The sequence below is a fragment of the Streptomyces sp. NPDC049040 genome, from assembly GCF_043197715.1.
Taxonomy (GTDB): Bacteria; Actinomycetota; Actinomycetes; order Streptomycetales; family Streptomycetaceae; genus Actinacidiphila.
Genome location: NZ_JBICTO010000004.1, coordinates 476,618 through 494,631, shown reverse-complemented (window position 1 = coordinate 494,631; position 18,014 = coordinate 476,618). Strand labels below are relative to the sequence as shown.

Below are 18,014 nucleotides of genomic sequence, written 5' to 3'. Positions count from 1 at the left end.
ATGAGTACAGCTATGAGGAGCAGCGCGGTGACGAAGAGCCTTCTCCGCGCTGCGATCGGCAGCCGCCGGAGCGAGCCGATGGGGAGCTCCCGTGGGTAGACGGGGGGAGCGGCGGAGCCGAAGGTCCCTGCTGGTGGCCGTGGCGGTGCTGGTGGCCGGCGCCGCGGTCGGACTGGCGGTGGTCGGTGTGCGCACCGCGAAGAGGGCGCCGTCGCCTGCCGGGAAACTCGCGGTCGCCACCGCCGCGGTGACCCGGCAGACCCTGACGCAGACCGCGACGGCACCCGGAACGCTGGGCTTCGGCGATCCCGTCCAGGTCAGCAACAGGCTTGCGGGAACCTACACCGCGCTGCCCGCCGTCGGCGCCACCATCACTCGGGGGCATCGGCTCTTTGCGGTGGACGACTCTCCGGTGACGCTGATGTACGGGCTCCTTCCGGCATACCGGGAACTGAAGACCGGGGTGGTGGGGGACGACGTGCGGGAACTCGAACAGAATCTGGCCGATCTCGGCTACAGCGACTTCACGGTGGACACGAAGTTCTCGGCCAAGACCGAGGCCGCCGTCCGGAAGTGGCAGGGGGACACAGCGCAGAAGGTGACGGGTGCCGTGGCCCTGGGGCAGGCGGTGTTCCTGCCTGGGCCTTCCCGGGTGGGCAACGAGAAGGTCTCCGCCGGCGACGCGGCGGTGGCCGGACAGCAGGTGATGGCCGCCACCGACACGACGCGGGCGGTGCGTACGCAGGTGAAGCTGGCCGACAAGCCGCTGGTCGTCGCCGGCAGCAAGGTGACGGTGTCGCTTCCCGACGGCTCGACGGTTCCGGCGACCGTGGCGATGGCCGCATCCGGATCGGCCGCGGGCGGGGGTACGGCTTCGGGTGCCGGCCCGGGCGCCGAGGGCGACGGTGGAGCAGGAGCAGGAGCAGGAGCAGGAGCAGGAGCAGGAGCAGGAGCAGGGGAGGACCCGACCGTGCAGGTCCTGGTGGCGCTGTCCGGCGACAAGGCTCAGCGGGCCGCCGCACCGTTCGACGGCGCGAGCGTGGAGGTGAGGTTCACCGCGCTCGTGCACAAGAACGTCCTGGCGGTTCCGGTGGAGGCATTGGTGGCACTGGCCGACGGGGGCTACGGCCTTCAGGTCGTCGAGGGCACCGCCACCACATACGTGCCGGTCACGACCGGGATGTTCGCCGCCGGCAAGGTGGAGGTGTCAGGTCCTGGCATCGCGGCCGGAGCCCGCGTCGTGATGCCGAAATGACACCCATGGCCCGCCTCGAACAGGTCACCAAGGTCCATCCGGGAGATGTCACCGCCGTGGACGAGGTGTCCTTGACGGTCGGCCGCGGAGAACTGCTGGCCATCGTCGGGCCGTCCGGCTCGGGGAAGTCCACCATGCTGCATCTGCTGGGCACCCTCGACCGCCCCACCCGCGGACGCGTCGAGATCGACGGGCACGACGTACGGCGGCTGCCGGATCGGCAGTTGTCGGCGCTGCGGGCCCGTCGTATCGGGTTCGTCTTCCAGCAGTTCCACCTCGCGCCAGGACTGTCCGCCGTGGAGAACGTCAGCGACGGACTCCTCTACGCCGGGGTCGGCGCGGCACAGCGCCGCCGGATGGCCGAGGCGGCGCTGCACCGGGTGGGCCTGGGCCGCCGGCTCGGCCACCGGCCGCGGCAGATGTCCGGTGGTGAGCGGCAGCGGGTGGCGATCGCCCGTGCGGTGATGGGCGACCCCGCCCTGCTGCTCGCCGACGAACCCACCGGAAACCTCGACACCGCGTCCGGGCAGGCGGTGATCGCGCTTCTCACGGAGCTGCATCAGAGCGGTACCACGATCATCGTCATCACCCACGACCAGGACATCGCGCGGAGCCTGCCGCGTCAGGTCCGCATGCGCGACGGCCGGATCGTCTCGGACAGCCGGCCCGGGCATGAGCACGCGGAGGCGAGAGCATGAGCACAGCCCTGCGCCCTGCCCGGATGCGGCCGCGGGACGTGCTCCGAGTCGGCAGCACGGGCCTGCGCACCAGACCGCTGCGAGCGTTCCTGTCCGCGCTCGGCATCGCCATCGGCATCGCGGCGATGGTTGCCGTGGTGGCCATCTCCGCCTCGTCACGGGCCGGCCTGGACCGGACGCTGGCGCAACTGGGCACCAACCTGCTCACCGTCACGCCAGGACAGGGCATCGAGGGGGAGCAGACCAGCCTCCCCGTGCAGGCCGTCGGGATGATCGGGCGGATCGGCCCGGTGACCAGCGTCTCCGCGGTGGGCAAGATCGGAGGGGCGAAGATCTACCGTTCCGACAAGGTGCCCACCGAGGAGAGCGGCGGGCTGGCCCTCTACGCCGCGCGCACCGATCTGCCGGGCACGGTCGGGGCCACCGTCAGGACCGGGACCTGGCTCAACGCAGCGACCGCCCGGTACCCGGCTGCGGTGCTCGGCTCCGTGGCCGCGCAGCGGCTCGGACTCGTCGCCCCCGACGCCGGGGTCCAGATCTTCGTGGCGGGCACCTGGTACAGCGTCATCGGCATCCTCGATCCGGTCGCGCTCGCCCCGGAACTCGATACCGCGGTCCTGGTGGGCTGGCCGGACGCACAGCAGCGGCTCACCTTCGACGGGCACGCCACCACCATCTACACCCGCGCCGCCGACGGCCAGGTCGACGCGGTCCGCAGCGTGCTCGCCCGGACCGCCGACCCCGAGAACCCCTTCGAGGTCTCGGTGTCCCGTCCCTCGGACGCGCTTGCGGCCAAACAGGCCAGCGACGAAACGTTCAGCGCCCTGCTGCTCGCCCTCGGCGCGGTCGCGCTGCTGGTCGGCGGCGTGGGGGTGGCCAACACCATGGTCATCTCGGTACTGGAACGCCGCTCCGAGATCGGCCTGCGCCGGGCTCTGGGCTCCACCCGGGGGCAGATCCGCCTGCAGTTCCTGTCCGAGTCGCTCCTGCTGTCCGCTCTCGGCGGCGGAGGCGGGATCCTCCTGGGCGCGGGGGTGACCTCGGGCTACTCCGTCAGCCGGCATTGGCCCTCGGTCATCCCGCTGTGGACACTGGCGGCGGCCTTCGCCGCCACGCAGCTCATCGGGTGCCTGGCCGGACTCTACCCAGCCGTCCGGGCCAGCAGGCTGCCGCCGACCGAAGCGCTCGGCTCGACCTGACGACCGGCCGGGTCGTGCGCGGGTAGCCGTCGCGTGCGAGGCGCGCGGGTCGCCCAGGTGGTGGCCTCGTCCAGCGCCGCGTCACGCGGTCGCCCGCCGGGACGCGGGCCGCCCTCCCGGGCGCTTCCGGCCCGCGCCGGGGGTCGGGCTCTACCCCCGGGAGGCCTTCGGGAGCCGGGCCGCGCGCTGACCCGCCGGGCGGCTGAGCCGCAAAGGATCATGAAGGCTGCCGTGGTCTCGTGCGCGAACGAAGCCGGGACCGTTCGTTCGCGGCGTCACCTTCCCCGGCTGCTCACGTCCGGGGGTGCGCGGCGCGGGCCTCCCGCACGCCCTCACCGGACGGCGATCAGGCCCTCGGCGAGGTCACGGGCCGGCAGTTCGTCGCGTTGCAGGGCCACCACGGCCATGTCGTCGTTCAGGCCGGTCGTCGCATGGGCCCGCAGGTCGGCGGTCAGGGTCTCCACCAGGGAGCCCGGGTGGTGGTGGGCCCATGCGGCGGCCCGCTCCAGCAGGGGATAGAAGGTGCCCTTCCCGTTGCGGGCCTCGGTGACCCCGTCGGTGTACAGCAGCAGCCGGTCGCCGGGTGCGAAGGCGAAGGTTGTGGGGGTGTAGCCGCCTTCGGCGAGCGCGCCCAGTCCCAGCGGCGGGGCGGGCTCCACGGTGTCCAGCGGGATGACCGCGCCCTGGTGGAAGAGCAGCGGGGGCAGGTGGCCGCAGCTGACCACGTGCACGTACGGTTCCTCGTCCGGGATCTCGATGATCGCGGCGGTCACGAAGCGCTCGGCGCTTTCGGCAGCGCGGGTGGCGTCCCAGTGTTCGTTCATGCCCCAGCGGACGCTGCCCTCGAGTGACGCGACCAGCTCGGGCAGCGGTGACTGGCGGTGGGCCGCGGCGCGGAAGGCGCCCAGCACAAGTTCGGTGTCGCCGACCGACCCCGACCCCTTGCCGCGGACGTCGCCGATCAGCAGTCGTGTGGAGTCAGCGGTCCGGGCCACCGCGTAGAGGTCACCCCCGACGGGAGTCCCGATGTCGGCGGCCCGGTAAGCGCTGGCGATGGAGACCGGCCCGGCCCGCTGTGGCAGCGGGCGCAGCACCGCCTCGGAGACGCGGCGCAGTCCCGCCAGGTCGTGGCGGCGCCGTTCCAGCAGGCGGCTGATCACGACGAGCAGCGCCGAAAGACCCACCAGGCAGCCCAGCTGCAGAAGGACGTTCTCACTGGTGAGGGACATGCCCTCGGCCGCGGCGGCGACGAGCGCCAGCACAGCGAACCCGGCGGTCAGGGTGGCGCGGCGCGGGCCGAGGAAGACGGCGGCCATCGCGACAGGCAGTATCAGGGCGTGCGCGAGGTGGATGCCCGACGGGACGCACAGGTCCACGACCGGTACCAGCGCGATGAGTACGGCGGCCGTCGCGGTCCAGGCGCGCTCGCGGATGTTCACCGTTTTCCGCAGCGGAGGGTGCCGGTGCCAGGTGTGCATGGGATCCCCTTTGGTGCCCTTGCGTCGGTGGGCCAGTCGGTGAGTGACCTTCGAAGAATATTCCATAGCGATAAATATGCGATAAAGGGGACATTCGGTGCACTGGTCGCGCCGAGTGCGGACCGTCGATTTTCCAGGGCCCCTCGCGGTCCACCGCCACGCCTGTGTCGTCGCCGAACGGCCCCTTCCGACGGTGGGCTTGGCCCTGTTCTTCGCAGGTCAGTTGCCCGCCTGGACGGGGGGAACCTGCTGCCGGCTGAGTTCGCGGGCCAGCTCGCCCACCGGATTCATGAGAACCGCGAAGGACACGACGAAGATGATGAAGGTCAGACCGGCGGTGAGCGGCACGACGACACTGATGGGAGACATGCCATCGGCCTGTTCTGTGGTCGCAGGGCCCGCGGAGGTCATGGATGTCATGGACATCATGCCGGTGTAGTGCATTCCGCTGATCGCCAACGCCATGACGAGCGAGGCCGCAAACCTGGCGATCCGGCTGGTGAGCCGGAGAGTGGCCCACAGCGCCGCAGTCGCGGCCACCACTGCGATCACCACCGAGAGCGCCACGGTCCCACCCTCGAACACCCTTCGGCCGGCCATGCGTAGCGCGGCCATGCCGAGGTAGTGCATGGCCGCGATTCCCGCCCCGGCCAGCAGACCCGAGCACAGCAGCGACGACCGCGTGGTACTGCGGCTCACCAGCAACATGCCGATTCCCACGAAGGATACGGCCACCGCCCAACTCAGGAGGGTGAGGACCGGATCGTAACGGACCGCGGCACCCGGGGACCTGTACCCGAGCATCGCCACGAAGTGCATGCCCCATATACCGGTACCCAGGGAAAACGCCCCGCCCGTGAGCCAGGCGCGCCCCCGCACGTACCCCAGCAGCTGCACTCTTCGGGCACACGACAAGCCAAGCGACGACCCCGTCAGGGCGATCAGGTAGGCGATCAGCGGGTAGATGGAATCGGACCACAGCGGTTCGTGACGGGACATGAGGAACTCCTTGCACACACCTGTACGGGCAGGGCCTGACCTCTCCTGGCGCGGCAGGAAATCGCACCTCGTCATCGTGGGCGGTCGCTGAACGTCAGGGCGCCGACGGGATGGCCGGCGATCCGTTCGGTCCTGCGGGCACACGACGGAAGGGGTGCGCCGCGGGAGCGATCGCTTCGTCTCCCTCTGGTACGGGATGATGGGTGCCGGCCTCACCGGCGGCATCGCCGCGCCATTCGGAGATGCCGTCCACAAGGTTGACCGCGGCCGCCCTCAATGAAGTGATATTCACGGCTTTTCCACGGGAAAATGAGTATCAATTACTCACCTCACCCACGAAACATCCGGCCAACCGGAAGAAGAAGCGCCTGGCCGGCGAAAAGCTCCTGGCGTTGCCGGGCCGGGCGCGCTGCGGGCCCTGCGGCGTCTGGGGCGCTGTCAGCCGGCGAGGGTTTGCCTGGCGGGGCCGGGCCCGGGCGCCGGGCCTGGCCGCCGCAGGCCGTGGACGCCGCGCTCCACGATGCGCGGGCCGGTCATGACCGCGTCCCGAGGGGCATGTCCAGCCAGACCCGGTCGCGCAGTTCGATGCCGTCGATGAGGATGCGGTCGGGATAGCCGGTCTGCGGGGTGAAGGCGTCGCGCTCGACGGAGCTCATCCGGAACCCCTGCCGCTGGTAGAAGCGCAGGTTGCCGGTGTCGGCGGCCGCGGTGGCGACCAGCAGCAGTGTGGCGGATTCCTCGTGCAGCAGGTCGACGGCGGCCTGCACGAGCCGGCGGCCGACGCCGTGGCCCTGGAAGTCCTCACGTACCGCCATGTTCTTCAGCTCGACCTGCCCGGGTGTCGCGGTGTCCACAAGTTGCAGATGGCCGACCGGCCCGGTCTCCGTGAGGGCGGCCAGGACCCGCCCCTGGCCGATGTAGGCGTCGAGCGTGGGGGCCGAGTCCTCCGCGAGCTCGAACAGGGCGCGCAGGTCTCGTCGCGGACCTGTGTACAGCGCGACGCGCACGCCGTCCCCGCGGGCGTCACGCGGCGACCGCGATCCGCCGCGCTCGGCACTCGACGGTGATGTGTCGGGCACGGACCACTCCCTTCATTGATGTCGATCGATGGGTACATCTACTTGACCGGACGCCACCTACAGCTCACGAAGAGTGTGCGTGCGATGTCACGTTCGTCGGTGGCTCAGGCGTCCACCGCCGACCTGGACGAGCTCCCGGCGGGAAGCGAACCGCGGGACCCCTGGAGGGCCGTCGCCGACCTCGGTGCCCCGGTGGCCGCCGCATCCGCATGGGGCCCGGGTCACGCACGGCCCCGGGAGGGGGCGTCGGCCGACAGGGCTGCCGCCAAGTGCCGCAGCCCGGCCCGCAGTCGCTGCTCGCCGAGGGACGGCAGCACGGCGGCCACGTGTTCTGCCGCCATGGCGGCCAGAAGGGCGTGTGCGCAGGAGTCGGGATCCGGCGAGGCGGCAAGCAGGAGCGCCACGTGCCGGTGCCAGAAGCGGTAGGCCCCGATCCGGTAGCGGGCTCCTTGGGAGGCGGTCTCCGAGACGCGGACCAGTGCCAGGTGGGCCAGCAGGTAGTCGAGGTAGGCGTCGGTGAAGGCGGCGAGGCGTTCGGCCGCCGGAGCGCCCGGGCCCAGGGGCGGCGGGCCGTGGAGGATCCCTTCCTGCAGATCGCTCTCCCGGCTGTCCAGCAGTGCGACCGCGAGCCCCGCCTTGTCGCCGAAGCGCCGGAAGATCGTGCCCTTGCCGACGCCGGCGGCGGCCGCCACCTGATCGAGCGAGACCGCCTCCACGCCGCGCTCGCGGAACAGCCGGGCGGCGGCCGCCAGGACCGCCGCGCGGTTGCGGGCCGCGTCCACGCGCTCCTTGGGCGGCGCGGTGCGCAGCAGTTCCAGCGGGACTACCGAATCGGACTGCGGTCCGGTAACGTCAGACATACAGGGACTGTAGTCCGATTCTTGGGAAGGAACCAGCATGACCGTTCTCATCACGCGTGACGACCTCAAGGCCGCCATCGACGCGGGCACCGTGACCGTCGTGGACGCCCTGGGCGGGGAGTACCACGCCCAGCAGCATCTGCCCGGCGCCCTGGCGCTGGCCCCGGCAGAAGTGGACGCCCGGGCGTCCGCGCTGCTCCCCGACCGCGACGCGGCCATCGTCACGTACTGCTCCAACACCGCCTGCCCCAACAGCGGTCAGGTGGCTGACCGTCTCACCGCGCTCGGCTACACCGACGTGCGCAAGTACAGCGAAGGGATCCAGGACTGGGTCGAGGCCGGTCTTCCCGTCGAGACCGCCGTCCGGCTCTCGTAGCGCGAGGTGGTTCCCCCGCCTGGCAGGCGCGCACCCGCCTGACATGTGCGCACCCGCCCCTCGCCGGCCCGGTCCGACCAGCGCCCACGGCTGGACCGGGCCGGCTGCCGGACCGGGCACTGTTCCCCCCAGCGGGTGCGGCGGGGCCGGTCGGCAGCCCCACCGCCACGACCTGGCGTTCGGTCGCGATCGCATCGACGCCGACGCGTCTGGCCGGTACCCGGGCCCCGGGCAGTCGATCCGCAAGACGACCGTCGACGTCCCTCGCGCGGACGGAAGCCCGGCGGCAAGGGTGGGAGCAGGAACACCGTGGGCCACGCGCGACCGGCGGAAGACCACGGTCGGTAGTCGGCTGTAACCGTCCGGTCTATCTGTTCGTGGGCAGCGCGACCGGCGCTGATGGCGGCGAGCGGCAGCCTGCCGCGTCCGGCCCCGCGCCTCTCCGGCAGTCCTCTGTGAGCGGACGAGCCGTGTCCGAGGCCCTACGAGTGCTCGATCTTGTGTGTGAAAGGGATCTCCGTGAACAAGCTGACGCGTCGTGCGGCGCGTAGGAGGTCGGTGCGGCGGGCTCGCCGTTGGCTGTCGGCGGGCGTGGCGGCGGGGGCGGTGGCGTCGTCGCTGATGGTCGCGGTGCCTGCCTCCGCGGTCGCACCGGTGAGCTGGAGCGCGTGCGTCGTGAACTCGCGGGGTGAGGTGTCCTTCGCGTCACCGACGGTCAACTGGCTGGACAGCGACCAGGTCACCTGGTCGGCGAGCATCTCGCAGAACTGCCCGTCGGACACCACGGTCAGCCTGGTCGAGGAGACCGTTCAGCTGAACGAGGCTCCGCAGACGTTCGTGTTGGGCACTCAGACCGCGGACGACATCCGACTCGGGGTGCAGACGACCTTCAGGGGTTCGCGTACGGTGACGCCGCTGCGGTCGCTGGGGTGGGGCATCGCCTTGAGCAGCGCCGGCCATGGCAGGCTCGTTCTCGGGGACCCGGCGAACGTCACGGTGGTCCAGCCGACGGGCCCGCTGCCCGGTGCGCCGAAGGCGGTGGACATCGTCGGGAACACGACCCAGGACAAGATGAACTTCGCGCGCGGGGTGCAGACCGCGGGCATCGAGGTGCGCGTGCATGACGGGGTGAATCTGGATGTGAGCGGCCTGGTGAACCTGCCCGTGGCCGCCGGCGTGCAGATCCTGGGCGGTGCGGGCTCCAACCCGGACGCCGGGCGGCTGTTCACCCGGACCTTCCCCTCCACGCTGCTCTTCGTGAACAACGCAAGCACCACCTCGCACGAGCGCATCAGCGGTCTGCGCCTCGACGGCCTTGCGCCGGCCAACGCCCTGGACAACCTCGGTGACGACGACACGAACGCGATCGTGACCGTCAAGCCGAACGTCGAGGTCGACCACAACGAGATCTACTCCTGGCGCGGAGCGGGCGTCGAGGTCAGCGACCCGCGGGGGCTGATCGACCGCGGCAACGCCGGCAGCGTGTGGATCCACGACAACTTCGTCCACGACGACCAGCACCCCACCGGCGCGACCATCGGCGGGGGTCACGGCGAGGGCTACGGGGTGGAGACCGCCAACGGAGCCACCGCGCTGATCGAGCGCAACGTCTTCGACGGCAACCGGCACGCGGTCGCAGGTGACGGGCGCCCCGGCACCGGGTACTTCTTCGAGCGCAACCTGATCCTGCCCGGCGGCGGCATCAACACCGGTGTGGACCACACCCACATCATCGACATGCACGGCCGCGACGACTGCGATCTCTTCGGCGAGTTCAACTGCGGGCCGGCCGGTGAGTTCATGGACGTCCGGTACAACACCGTGGAGTACACCGGCGAGTACGACGTGAAGCTGCGGGGAAGCCCGTCGGTGGGCATGGACATCGGCAACAACGTGTTCGCGCGCCGCAACCAGTCCGACGCGATCGCGTTCACCGAGGTCTCGCCGAACATCCTGCCGGGCAACAGCTACGGCTTCAACGCCGCATCCCACACCGTGACCAGCGCGGACTTCGACGGTGACGGGGTCAGCGACCCGTTCCTGGCCAGCGGCCAGACGTGGTGGTTCAAGTCCAGCCGCCTCGCCGGCCGCTGGGTCTATCTCCACCAGGCCGGCGCCACCGGCACCGCGGTCAGGCTCGCGGACATCGACGGCGACGGCCTGGCCGACGCCACCGTCGGCAACCGCACCTACATCACCCCCGGCCTGCCCACCGCTCACGCGGTGACCGGCGACTTCGACAAGGACGGCAAGACCGACGTGGCCGAACTGGGAGGCAGCGACGGCATCGTCACCGCCCACCTCTCCAACGGCGACGGCTCCTTCGCGACGGTCCGTCACACCAACCCCGGTCTGGCAGGTGCGGCCGACACCCCGGACGCCACCCCACTGTCCGGGGACTTCAACGGCGACGGCGCCACCGACATCGCCCTGATCGGCGGCGCCAACGCCACCACGATCCCCGTCGCGCTGTCCGCCGGCAACGGCACCTTCACCCTCGTCGACGGCGACGGCGGCCCCTTCCCGGGCTGGTCCCGCGGCGACAACGTCCAAGCCCTCGCCGGCGACTTCAACAACGACCACAAGACCGACATCGCCCTGATCGGCGGCGGCCCCTGGACCAGTGTCCCGGTCGCCTTCTCCGACGGTGACGGCACCTTCACCGTCACCAACACCGCCATCACCGGCTTCGGCCCCTACGCCGCCCAGCCCGGCACCCACGCCGTCGTCGGCGACGTCAACGGTGACGGCAGGACCGACATCGCCCTGACCCCCGGCCCCGGCAACACCACCTGGACCACCGTCCCCACCGCCCTGTCCAACGGCGACGGCAGCTTCCGCTTCGTCGACAGCACCGGCGGACAGATCCCCGGCTGGGCACAGACCCCCGGCGTCCAGACCCTCGCAGGTGACTACAACCACGACGGCAGGACCGACTTCGCCCTGATCGGCGGCGGCCCCTGGACCAGTGTCCCGGTCGCCTTCTCCGACGGTGACGGCACCTTCCACGCCACCAACACCGCCGTCGCGGTCTTCGGCCCGATCGCCGCCCACCCCGGCACCCACGCCCTCGCGGAGGACACCGACCACGACGGCAGGACCGACATCGCGCTCACTCCCGGCCCCGGGAATCCGGGCTGGACCACGATCCCCGATGCGCGCTCCGACGGCGCCGGCGGCTTCGACACCACCAACTCCGATGGCGGACTCTTCCCCGCCTGGTCCCAGAACACCGGCGTCCACACCCTCGCCGGGGACTTCGACGGTGACGGCAACGCCGACATCGCCCTGATCGGCGGCGCCGGCTGGACCAGCATTCCGATCGCCTTCTCGAACGGCGACGGCACCTACTTCGTCACCAACCACGCCCTGTAGGCGACCCGCCCCCCGTTCTCCCCGCCCCGCCCGCTGCGCCGCCTCCCGCGACTGCCACGAGCACCCCGCCGGCGTCCGCAGCGGACCCCGGGGCCGTCGGGAGCGGTCAGGCGCTGGATCAATGCCATCTCCCGGCCGCAGGTCCGAAGGCCAGGGTGCCCGCCGATCGGGCCGGTGGCATGAGCACTGAGTACTCATCAATTCCGTCGAATTCCGGACACTCGACACCTTGACGTGGCCGGAAAGCGCGGCCTAGCTTGCAACTCCGATCCGATCGAACATTGACCCGAAACTTTCGGTCCTCCAACTCCTGGGAGTCTCCTGTGAAGTTCCGACGCAGATCCGCTGTCGTCGCTGTCGGTGCCGCCGTCACCCTCATGCTCGTTCCTGCCGCTGTCGCGTTCGCCAACGGCAAGGACGCGCCCGACACCTCCCTGCGTGGGCTGGCGTCCAGGCAGGGGCTGCGTATCGGCACGGCCGTCGACGCGGCCCAGCTGGGCAGCAACAAGCCCTACACCGCAATCGTCGCCGACCAGTTCTCCTCGGTCACGGCCGAGAACGCCATGAAGTGGGACTCCGTCGAGCCCACCCAGGGCGTCTACGACTGGAAGGCCGCAGACGATCTGGTGGCCTTCGCCCAGCAGCACGGGCAAGCAGTCCGCGGCCACACCCTCATGTGGCACAACCAGATCCCGAGCTGGCTGACCACCGGGGTCGCGAACGGGTCCATCACCAACGCGCAACTGCGCGACCTCCTCCGCAAGCACGTCACCGACGAAGTCACCCACTTCAAGGGCAAGGTGTGGCAGTGGGACGTGGTCAACGAGGTCTTCGCCAACTCCTGGGAGACCCCGCAGGCCGACGGGCTGAACGCCGACGACTTCTGGGTCCAGCACCTCGGTTCGGGCGTCATCGCCGACGTCTTCCGCTGGGCGCACCAGGCGGACCCCAAGGCCCTGCTGATGTACAACGACTTCAACATCACCGGTGAGGACGGGACGAACGCCAAGTTCCAGGCCGTCCACGACTTCGTCAAGAACCTGCGCAAGCAGGGCGTTCCGATCGACGGCATCGGCGAGCAGGGCCACCTCGACACCCAGTTCGGCTTCGACGCCCAGCGCTACCAGGCCGATCTGCAGGCCTACGGCGACCTGGGCCTGAAGGTCGCCATCACCGAGGCCGACGTGCGCACCTTCGTCAACAACGCGACCGACCAGGTGCCCACCGACTCACTGGCCCAGTTCGCGCAGCCCTACGAGTTCTCCGAGCTGCTCAAGGGCTGCGAGCTCGTCAGCCAGTGCATCTCCTTCACGGCCTGGGGCGTGTACGACGGCGACTCCTGGATCCCGGGCACGTTCGCCGGTGAGGGCTTCGGCCTGCTCTACGACGTGCACCTGCAGCCCAAGACCGCGTACTCCACGCTCCAGCAGGACCTCAGCCTTGCGGCCGGCGACAGGCGCCACGGCCACGTGGGTGACGGCAGGAAGTAGGCATCCGGCTCGTCCGAGCCGGTCCTGATATCGCGACGACACGTGTGGGGTCCCACCGATCACGGGAGGACCCCACACCTGTCGTGTCCTGCCGCAGCGGCGACCCGGAGCCCCGTGAGTACGGTTTGCTCTGTTCCCATGGACCGCGGTCACCGCATGCTCGTTCATGGTGATCGCGCCAGGCGCGGGTGGGGGTGGTCGGCCGCCGGCGGCCTCCGCACACGCCACTCTCCCGTTCGTGACCCCGGCGCCCGGCACCAGCGTGCGCAGCCGCCGCTCGGCGACACCAGGCCCCTGCGCCTGCTGCCGGCAGGCATCCTCGGGCAGGCTCTCTCAGGACGCCTCAGCCGCACCCCACCTCCTCCTACACGCGAACGCAGGTCCTTCATGAACAGCACCCGAACGCCCGTCTTCTGCGATGTCGACCTTGCGGCCCGAATCGAGCAGGCCGAATCACTGTTCATGGCGGAGTGCACTCGTGCCACACGGGATCGCGCCGGCGCCGAGGACGGTTTCGTCATCTCCCTTGCCGGGGGCGTGGCCTCCTTCGCCGAGGCCGACTCGCCCTACAACAAGGTCGCGGGCCTGGGCTTCCACGGCGTGCCCGCCTCCGCCGACATGGACGAGGTGGAAGCGGCCTACGCCGCCTGCGGCGCCCCGGTGCAGGTCGAACTGGCGCATCTCGCCGATCCGGAGATCGGGGCCTTCCTCACCGGCCGCGGCTACCGTCTGGTGTCCTTCGAAAACGTCCTGGGCAGGGCGCCGGCAGAAGGCGTCGAGCGGGTGGTACCGCCCGGGATGGAGGTTCGGCGGACCCGCGACGACGAGTACGAGGACTTGCTGGATGTGCTGGTACGGGCGTCGCTGCACCCCGACACCCAAGGGGTGCCCTGGTACGAGGACTTCCCGCGGCACATCCTGGAGAACGCGGAGCGGGACGGTACGGCCGCCGGTGTGGTCCACTACAGCGCACTGCGCGACGGGACCCTGCTCGGCGGCGGCGGGCTCCGCATCGCGGACGGTATCGCCCAGATGGCGGGCGCGGGGACCGCGCCCGAACACCGGCGGCAGGGCGTGCAGACGGCCCTGACCTCTGCCAGGCTCGCCGATGCCGCGGCGGCAGGTTGCGAGATCGCCGTCGTGACCACGCAGCCCGGGTCCAAGTCCCAGCAGAACGTCCAGCGCCAGGGTTTCGACCTGCTCTACACCCGAGCCGTCCTCGAGAAGCAGCCCTGACCCACGACCAGGCGCGGGAATCGGGCCGGCCCGTGGGCCGGCCGCTGTGCGGGGGCGGAGAGATCCGTCATGCCTCCGCGGGAGGGATGGGTGCGGGGGCGTAGATCTCGATGCGGCCGAGTCGTTCCCGTACCGGGATGCGGGGGAGGGGCGGCAGCGATCCGTGCGCGCGGTAGGTCGTGCCGGGCTGGGGGGCGCCCGCCAAGGTGAAGCTGGCACCGTGGCAGGGGCAGACGAGCATGCTGCGTGCGGCGTCGAGGTCGAGCCGGCACGCCTGATGGGTACAGGTGGCGGACACCGACTGCAGACGTCCCGCGGTGCGGTGGACGTAGCCCGCCAGGGATCCGAGGTCGAAGTCCATGACCGCGCCTTCGGGGACCTGGGCGCTGGAGGCGAGCGTGTGCCACGTCCCCCTCGTGGGCCGGACCTCCGGTTCTGGCCTCGCCTGGCCTGCGCCCGCGCCCGAGCCCAGGGGAAGCAGCGGTTCGGTCACGAGACCGGTGCCGAAGGCGGCGGCTCCGACGAGTCCGGCGCGCACGAAACGGCGACGGCGCCGCAGCGCGGTCGTGGGGGTGTGCGGAGTGGGTGTCCGGGACTGCCCTGCGGCGAGTTCGTACCGGAGGCGGGTGACGAAGGCCTCAGCCGGCAGTGCGCGCTCGGTGCGGTGTTCCAGCAGTTCGATGACGGCGCGCACCTGGGCGATGTCCTCTTCGGACGCGGCGAACGCTTTCGGGCGCCGTCCGCTCAGCAGGCGGGCGACGTAGCGGTCTACGGGGCTTCTCATGTCGATCTCCTGTGCCCCGTGTGGTGAACGGATTCGCTGCGGTCCCCGCAGCCTTCTGCGTCGTCGAGGAACCGTGTGAGTTCGGCTCGCCCGGATGCGGTGTACTCCTCCATCCCGGCGGCCTTGCGTATCGCCCTGTGCTGCAGGACTTTCGCGTTGGCGATGGTGATGCCCATCTCGGCCGCCGCTTCGCGGATGCTGTAGCCGAGCATGAAACGCAGGACCAGGATCCGGCGGTGCTGCTCGGACAGGGCCGCCAGGATGCGTGCGGCATGTTCACCGGCACGACTGGTGGGACCGGCGGTCGGCGGCTGGGCGAAGTCGTCCAGGTCGGCCGCGTCGATGTCGATGACGGTGACCTGGCGGCCGAGGGTGCGCTGCCAGTGGCCGGCGAGCGTGGTGCGGGCGGTGGCCAGCAGGTATGCGCGGACCTCGCCGACGGTGGCCGTGGCCCGCAAGGACTTCAGGGCGGTCGTGAACACCTGGGAGGTCAGGTCCTCGGCGTCGGGCCTGTTGCCGACCTTGCTGTACATCAGCCGGTGGATCCTGGCCACGTTGTCCTCGTAGATCGCCTCCCAGCCGGGATACACCGCGGTCGGCAACTGCACGGGCCGGGCACCGGTGCCGTCCTTCCCCGCGGCATGCACCGGCACCCGTCCCTCCTCCGGTCGGACCTGCTCCACAGGTCCGACCGGACTCTCCTCGCTTCTCAGCCGCAGCCTTCGCATCCAGGAACCGCCTCGCGTGTGTCTCGTGGGCCGTCGCACCCTGTCCCGTCCCGCACCCGTGCGGGTCGAGACGGCATGAGCCACGGTGAGATCAGCGAGCCCCGGCCGTACGGGCCGGGCCACTCATCCATGAGATAGAGGAGGGGGTTACACCCCGGCCCGGGTCTCGGCGGCGCCGCCACGGCGGAGAAGCCCGGCAGCCTGGATGGGGGCGCGGCGCCGGAGAGCGGTGCGGGACCGGAGGCAGGGGGGGTGCACCCGGTCCCGCAGGGCCGGCGGCGCGCCCTCGACAACGCCGCCGGCACGGCTCGTCCGATGAGCCGCGGGATCAGACAGGCCAGGACAGCGGTGACGCTGGGCCGCCGTCCGGCTCGTCGTTCCTGTCTCCAGACTGCCGCACGAAGGCAGGGCGGCACATGAGCAAGTCCTGCTCATTCCCGCCGTGGTGTGCGGTGCAGCAGCAGGTAGGTGCACAAGGCGCCGATGAGCAGGAGGGTGGCGACTTCCGAGAGCACGCTGAGGAGCGCGTCGGGATGGGGCTGGAGGCCGCGTTCGGTGAAGCCCCAGACGCCGACGGTGCGGGACAGTGCGAACCCGCCCAGGGCTCCCAGCGCGGTGCCGGCGGCCATGAGGTGCAGGACCGGTGCGCCGGCGAAGAGCAGCAGTGCGGCCACCGCGAAGGACACTGCGGCCTGGATGAGGAACATCGTGCCGATGTGGGGAACGAAGCGGTAGCCGTCGATGTAGAGCTTGGCGTGCAGGTAGCCGCTCTCGGTGACGGTGCCGGCGACGCACAGCCGGATCAGCAGGGCGGTCATGGGGGTGCGGCCGAGGCGGGAACGAGCGGTGCTCACGTGAGTCGCTCCTCCTTCACCGCCAGGGCGTGGTCGCCCTCGTGGAAGGTGACGTCGCGGATCCCCAGCGCGTCTTTGAGCTGCCCCGCAGGCAGGACCTGGGGCACCGGCTGGGAGGCATGCCCGGGCTTGGGCAGGGGGTAGGCGGTGGTGGTGGCCGAGTGGAAGGTGATGTTGCCCTCGGTCTTGGTGAACAGCTGGTGGACGTGGCCGTTCAGGCAGGTCACCGACGAGAATCGGCGCAGCATGTTGATCACCTGCAGGGAGTCGTCGGTGGTCCATCCCCACTGCGGGTACATGGCGAACAGCGGAATGTGGCTGAAGACCACGATCGGGGTGTCGGACTTCAGGCCGGCCAGGTCCCTGCGTATGAAGTCGAGCTGCTCGGTGCCCAGGTGACCGAACTTCTCCAGGCTCAGGGTGTTGACAAGGGCAAGGAAGTGCACGCCGTGGGTGTCGAAGCTGTACCAGCCGTCACCGGAGGTGTTCGCGCCGAACGCACGACGGTAGGCCGTCCCGTGGTCGCCGACGGAGTCGTGCTCGCCGGGCACCACGAACACCCGGTCGGTGTGGACCGTGGACAGCATCTGCTTGACCTGGTCGAACTGCCCGGGTGTCGACAGATGGGTGAGGTCGCCGGTGTGCATGACGAAGTCGGGCCGGAAACCGAGGGAGTTGATCCGGTCGATGGCGTGCTCGAAGGAGCCGGTGACGTCGGTGTTGGCCGGCCCGGTGAAGCCGATGTGACTGTCGGAAACCTGCACGAACCGCAGGGTGTTGGGGTCGTCGGCGGCCGTGGCGGCCGCGGCCTGGTCGTGGTTGTGGGCGACGTGGCTGATCACCTCGCCGCCCACGACGCTGAGGATGACCGCGCCGCCGAACCAGCCGGCGTGCCTCATCAGCTGCCGCCGCGACATGCCCTCGGGGCCGGAGTTCTCCTGGGTGCTCTCCCCGATCACTGCGTCACCGTCACGGTGGCCGTCATGAAGGGGTGGATCGTGCACAGGTACTTGTACGTGCCGGGCTTGGTGAAGGTGTGGCTGAACGGGTCCCCGGTGTTCATGGCCGGGGAGTTCAGCGGGCCGCCGGACGCGTCGCTGGTGACCGTGTGGGCGTCGGAGTCCTGGTTGGTCCAGGTGACCTTCGTGCCGACCTTGACGGTCAGCGAGGCGGGGGAGAAGGCGAAGTTCTTGATGGCGACCGCCGTCCCCGACACCGGTGCGGGTGCGGGTGCGTCCCCGGCCCCGGAGGCAGCGGAGGACGGCATGTCCATACCGGGCATCGACGCCGAGGCGGTTCCGGACGCGCCGGGCAGGCCAGGCAGACTGCTTCCCGGGGATGCCTCGAGCGGAGCGCCCGCCTTGTCGGCGTCCGCGCCTCCGCATGCCGACAGCAGCCCGAGCGAGCCGACCAGCGCGGCCGCGACGGCGCCGACACGCAGTCTCCGGATCAGCGGGTCGACGGTCCGCGCGGATACTGATCGCAGGGGCGGATTCCCGAGCGAGTGCTCCGAGCCCGATGTGCGGGAATGCATGATGGGGATTCCTCATCCTCAGCCACCCTTTCAGGGTGGGTTTTCCGCCGCGGCGTTCAACGCGGCGGC

Annotated in this window: 17 protein-coding genes; 7 read left to right on the top strand and 10 right to left on the bottom strand. The window is 70.7% G+C overall.

Features of this window, described 5'->3' with window-relative positions; all coding sequences use genetic code 11:
• The first annotated feature begins 91 nt into the window (after positions 1-91).
• The 3 genes from ACGFMP_RS14630 to ACGFMP_RS14620 are packed head-to-tail and all read left to right on the top strand — an operon-like array spanning position 92 to position 3,152.
• Entirely contained in the window at positions 92-1,255 is a 1,164-nt protein-coding gene (locus ACGFMP_RS14630; protein ID WP_393672609.1) for a peptidoglycan-binding protein, read from the top strand.
• A gap of 5 nt (positions 1,256-1,260) precedes the next feature.
• Positions 1,261-1,953, top strand: a complete 693-nt coding sequence (locus tag ACGFMP_RS14625; RefSeq protein WP_393672607.1) for an ABC transporter ATP-binding protein — start codon at positions 1,261-1,263, stop codon at positions 1,951-1,953.
• On the top strand, positions 1,950-3,152 hold the full coding sequence (locus ACGFMP_RS14620; protein ID WP_393672606.1) for an ABC transporter permease: 1,203 nt from the start codon (positions 1,950-1,952) through the stop codon (positions 3,150-3,152). Before ACGFMP_RS14625 ends, ACGFMP_RS14620 begins: the two co-directional genes overlap by 4 nt.
• Before the next feature lie 332 nt (positions 3,153-3,484).
• Here the strand turns inward: ACGFMP_RS14620 and ACGFMP_RS14615 are convergent, their stop codons facing one another.
• From ACGFMP_RS14615 to ACGFMP_RS14600, 4 genes are all read right to left on the bottom strand, one after another.
• Positions 3,485-4,630 (bottom strand): PP2C family protein-serine/threonine phosphatase, encoded by a 1,146-nt coding sequence (locus ACGFMP_RS14615; protein WP_393672604.1) that lies wholly within the window; start codon positions 4,628-4,630, stop codon positions 3,485-3,487.
• A 219-nt stretch (positions 4,631-4,849) separates the two neighbouring features.
• Complete coding sequence (locus ACGFMP_RS14610) at positions 4,850-5,629, bottom strand: MHYT domain-containing protein (protein ID WP_393672603.1); 780 nt, start codon at positions 5,627-5,629, stop codon at positions 4,850-4,852.
• Between the two features lie 533 nt (positions 5,630-6,162).
• Entirely contained in the window at positions 6,163-6,708 is a 546-nt protein-coding gene (locus ACGFMP_RS14605) for a GNAT family N-acetyltransferase (RefSeq protein ID WP_393672602.1), read from the bottom strand.
• A gap of 221 nt (positions 6,709-6,929) precedes the next feature.
• A complete protein-coding gene (locus tag ACGFMP_RS14600) occupies positions 6,930-7,568 on the bottom strand; it encodes a TetR/AcrR family transcriptional regulator (RefSeq protein ID WP_393672601.1) in 639 nt (212 codons plus the stop codon).
• A 37-nt stretch (positions 7,569-7,605) separates the two neighbouring features.
• Between ACGFMP_RS14600 and ACGFMP_RS14595 the strand changes: the two genes are divergently transcribed.
• Positions 7,606-7,944 carry a rhodanese-like domain-containing protein gene (locus tag ACGFMP_RS14595; RefSeq protein WP_393672600.1) on the top strand — a complete coding sequence of 113 codons (339 nt, stop codon included), beginning with the start codon at positions 7,606-7,608 and terminating at the stop codon, positions 7,942-7,944.
• Positions 7,945-8,426: 482 nt separating this feature from the next.
• Here ACGFMP_RS14595 and ACGFMP_RS14590 read toward each other — a convergent pair whose 3' ends face one another.
• On the bottom strand, positions 8,427-8,726 hold the full coding sequence (locus ACGFMP_RS14590) for a hypothetical protein (RefSeq protein WP_393672599.1): 300 nt from the start codon (positions 8,724-8,726) through the stop codon (positions 8,427-8,429).
• Positions 8,727-8,784: 58 nt separating this feature from the next.
• On the opposite strand from ACGFMP_RS14590, the gene ACGFMP_RS14585 reads away from it, so the two are divergent.
• The 3 genes from ACGFMP_RS14585 (at position 8,785) to ACGFMP_RS14575 (ending at position 14,045) form a co-directional block, all read left to right on the top strand.
• Positions 8,785-11,319: an FG-GAP repeat domain-containing protein gene (locus tag ACGFMP_RS14585; protein ID WP_393672598.1), complete on the top strand. Its 2,535-nt coding sequence runs from the start codon at positions 8,785-8,787 to the stop codon at positions 11,317-11,319.
• Between the two features lie 323 nt (positions 11,320-11,642).
• Complete coding sequence (locus ACGFMP_RS14580; protein WP_393672596.1) at positions 11,643-12,809, top strand: endo-1,4-beta-xylanase; 1,167 nt, start codon at positions 11,643-11,645, stop codon at positions 12,807-12,809.
• Positions 12,810-13,196: 387 nt separating this feature from the next.
• On the top strand, positions 13,197-14,045 hold the full coding sequence (locus ACGFMP_RS14575; protein WP_393672595.1) for a GNAT family N-acetyltransferase: 849 nt from the start codon (positions 13,197-13,199) through the stop codon (positions 14,043-14,045).
• A gap of 67 nt (positions 14,046-14,112) precedes the next feature.
• Here the strand turns inward: ACGFMP_RS14575 and ACGFMP_RS14570 are convergent, their stop codons facing one another.
• The 5 genes from ACGFMP_RS14570 to ACGFMP_RS14550 form a co-directional block, all read right to left on the bottom strand.
• Positions 14,113-14,829 (bottom strand): Rieske (2Fe-2S) protein, encoded by a 717-nt coding sequence (locus ACGFMP_RS14570; protein ID WP_393672593.1) that lies wholly within the window; start codon positions 14,827-14,829, stop codon positions 14,113-14,115.
• Positions 14,826-15,482, bottom strand: a complete 657-nt coding sequence (locus ACGFMP_RS14565; protein WP_393672592.1) for an RNA polymerase sigma factor — start codon at positions 15,480-15,482, stop codon at positions 14,826-14,828. Before ACGFMP_RS14565 ends, ACGFMP_RS14570 begins: the two co-directional genes overlap by 4 nt.
• Before the next feature lie 506 nt (positions 15,483-15,988).
• Positions 15,989-16,411 carry a hypothetical protein gene (locus ACGFMP_RS14560; protein WP_393672591.1) on the bottom strand — a complete coding sequence of 141 codons (423 nt, stop codon included), beginning with the start codon at positions 16,409-16,411 and terminating at the stop codon, positions 15,989-15,991.
• Positions 16,408-17,370 carry a metallophosphoesterase family protein gene (locus tag ACGFMP_RS14555; protein WP_393672590.1) on the bottom strand — a complete coding sequence of 321 codons (963 nt, stop codon included), beginning with the start codon at positions 17,368-17,370 and terminating at the stop codon, positions 16,408-16,410. Before ACGFMP_RS14555 ends, ACGFMP_RS14560 begins: the two co-directional genes overlap by 4 nt.
• On the bottom strand, positions 17,367-17,945 hold the full coding sequence (locus ACGFMP_RS14550; RefSeq protein WP_393672588.1) for a cupredoxin family copper-binding protein: 579 nt from the start codon (positions 17,943-17,945) through the stop codon (positions 17,367-17,369). Before ACGFMP_RS14550 ends, ACGFMP_RS14555 begins: the two co-directional genes overlap by 4 nt.
• Positions 17,946-18,014 lie beyond the last annotated feature (69 nt).

Bases quoted from the DNA above. Each gene is read 5' to 3' on its own strand.
- ACGFMP_RS14625 (WP_393672607.1), top strand. From the start codon at position 1,261: ATGGCCCGCCTCGAACAGGTCACCAAGGTCCATCCGGGAGATGTCACC.
- ACGFMP_RS14620 (WP_393672606.1), top strand. From the start codon at position 1,950: ATGAGCACAGCCCTGCGCCCTGCCCGGATGCGGCCGCGGGACGTGCTC.
- ACGFMP_RS14615 (WP_393672604.1), bottom strand. From the start codon at position 4,630: ATGCACACCTGGCACCGGCACCCTCCGCTGCGGAAAACGGTGAACATC.
- ACGFMP_RS14610 (WP_393672603.1), bottom strand. From the start codon at position 5,629: ATGTCCCGTCACGAACCGCTGTGGTCCGATTCCATCTACCCGCTGATC.
- ACGFMP_RS14600 (WP_393672601.1), bottom strand. From the start codon at position 7,568: ATGTCTGACGTTACCGGACCGCAGTCCGATTCGGTAGTCCCGCTGGAA.
- ACGFMP_RS14595 (WP_393672600.1), top strand. From the start codon at position 7,606: ATGACCGTTCTCATCACGCGTGACGACCTCAAGGCCGCCATCGACGCG.
- ACGFMP_RS14575 (WP_393672595.1), top strand. From the start codon at position 13,197: ATGAACAGCACCCGAACGCCCGTCTTCTGCGATGTCGACCTTGCGGCC.
- ACGFMP_RS14570 (WP_393672593.1), bottom strand. From the start codon at position 14,829: ATGAGAAGCCCCGTAGACCGCTACGTCGCCCGCCTGCTGAGCGGACGG.
- ACGFMP_RS14550 (WP_393672588.1), bottom strand. From the start codon at position 17,945: ATGCATTCCCGCACATCGGGCTCGGAGCACTCGCTCGGGAATCCGCCC.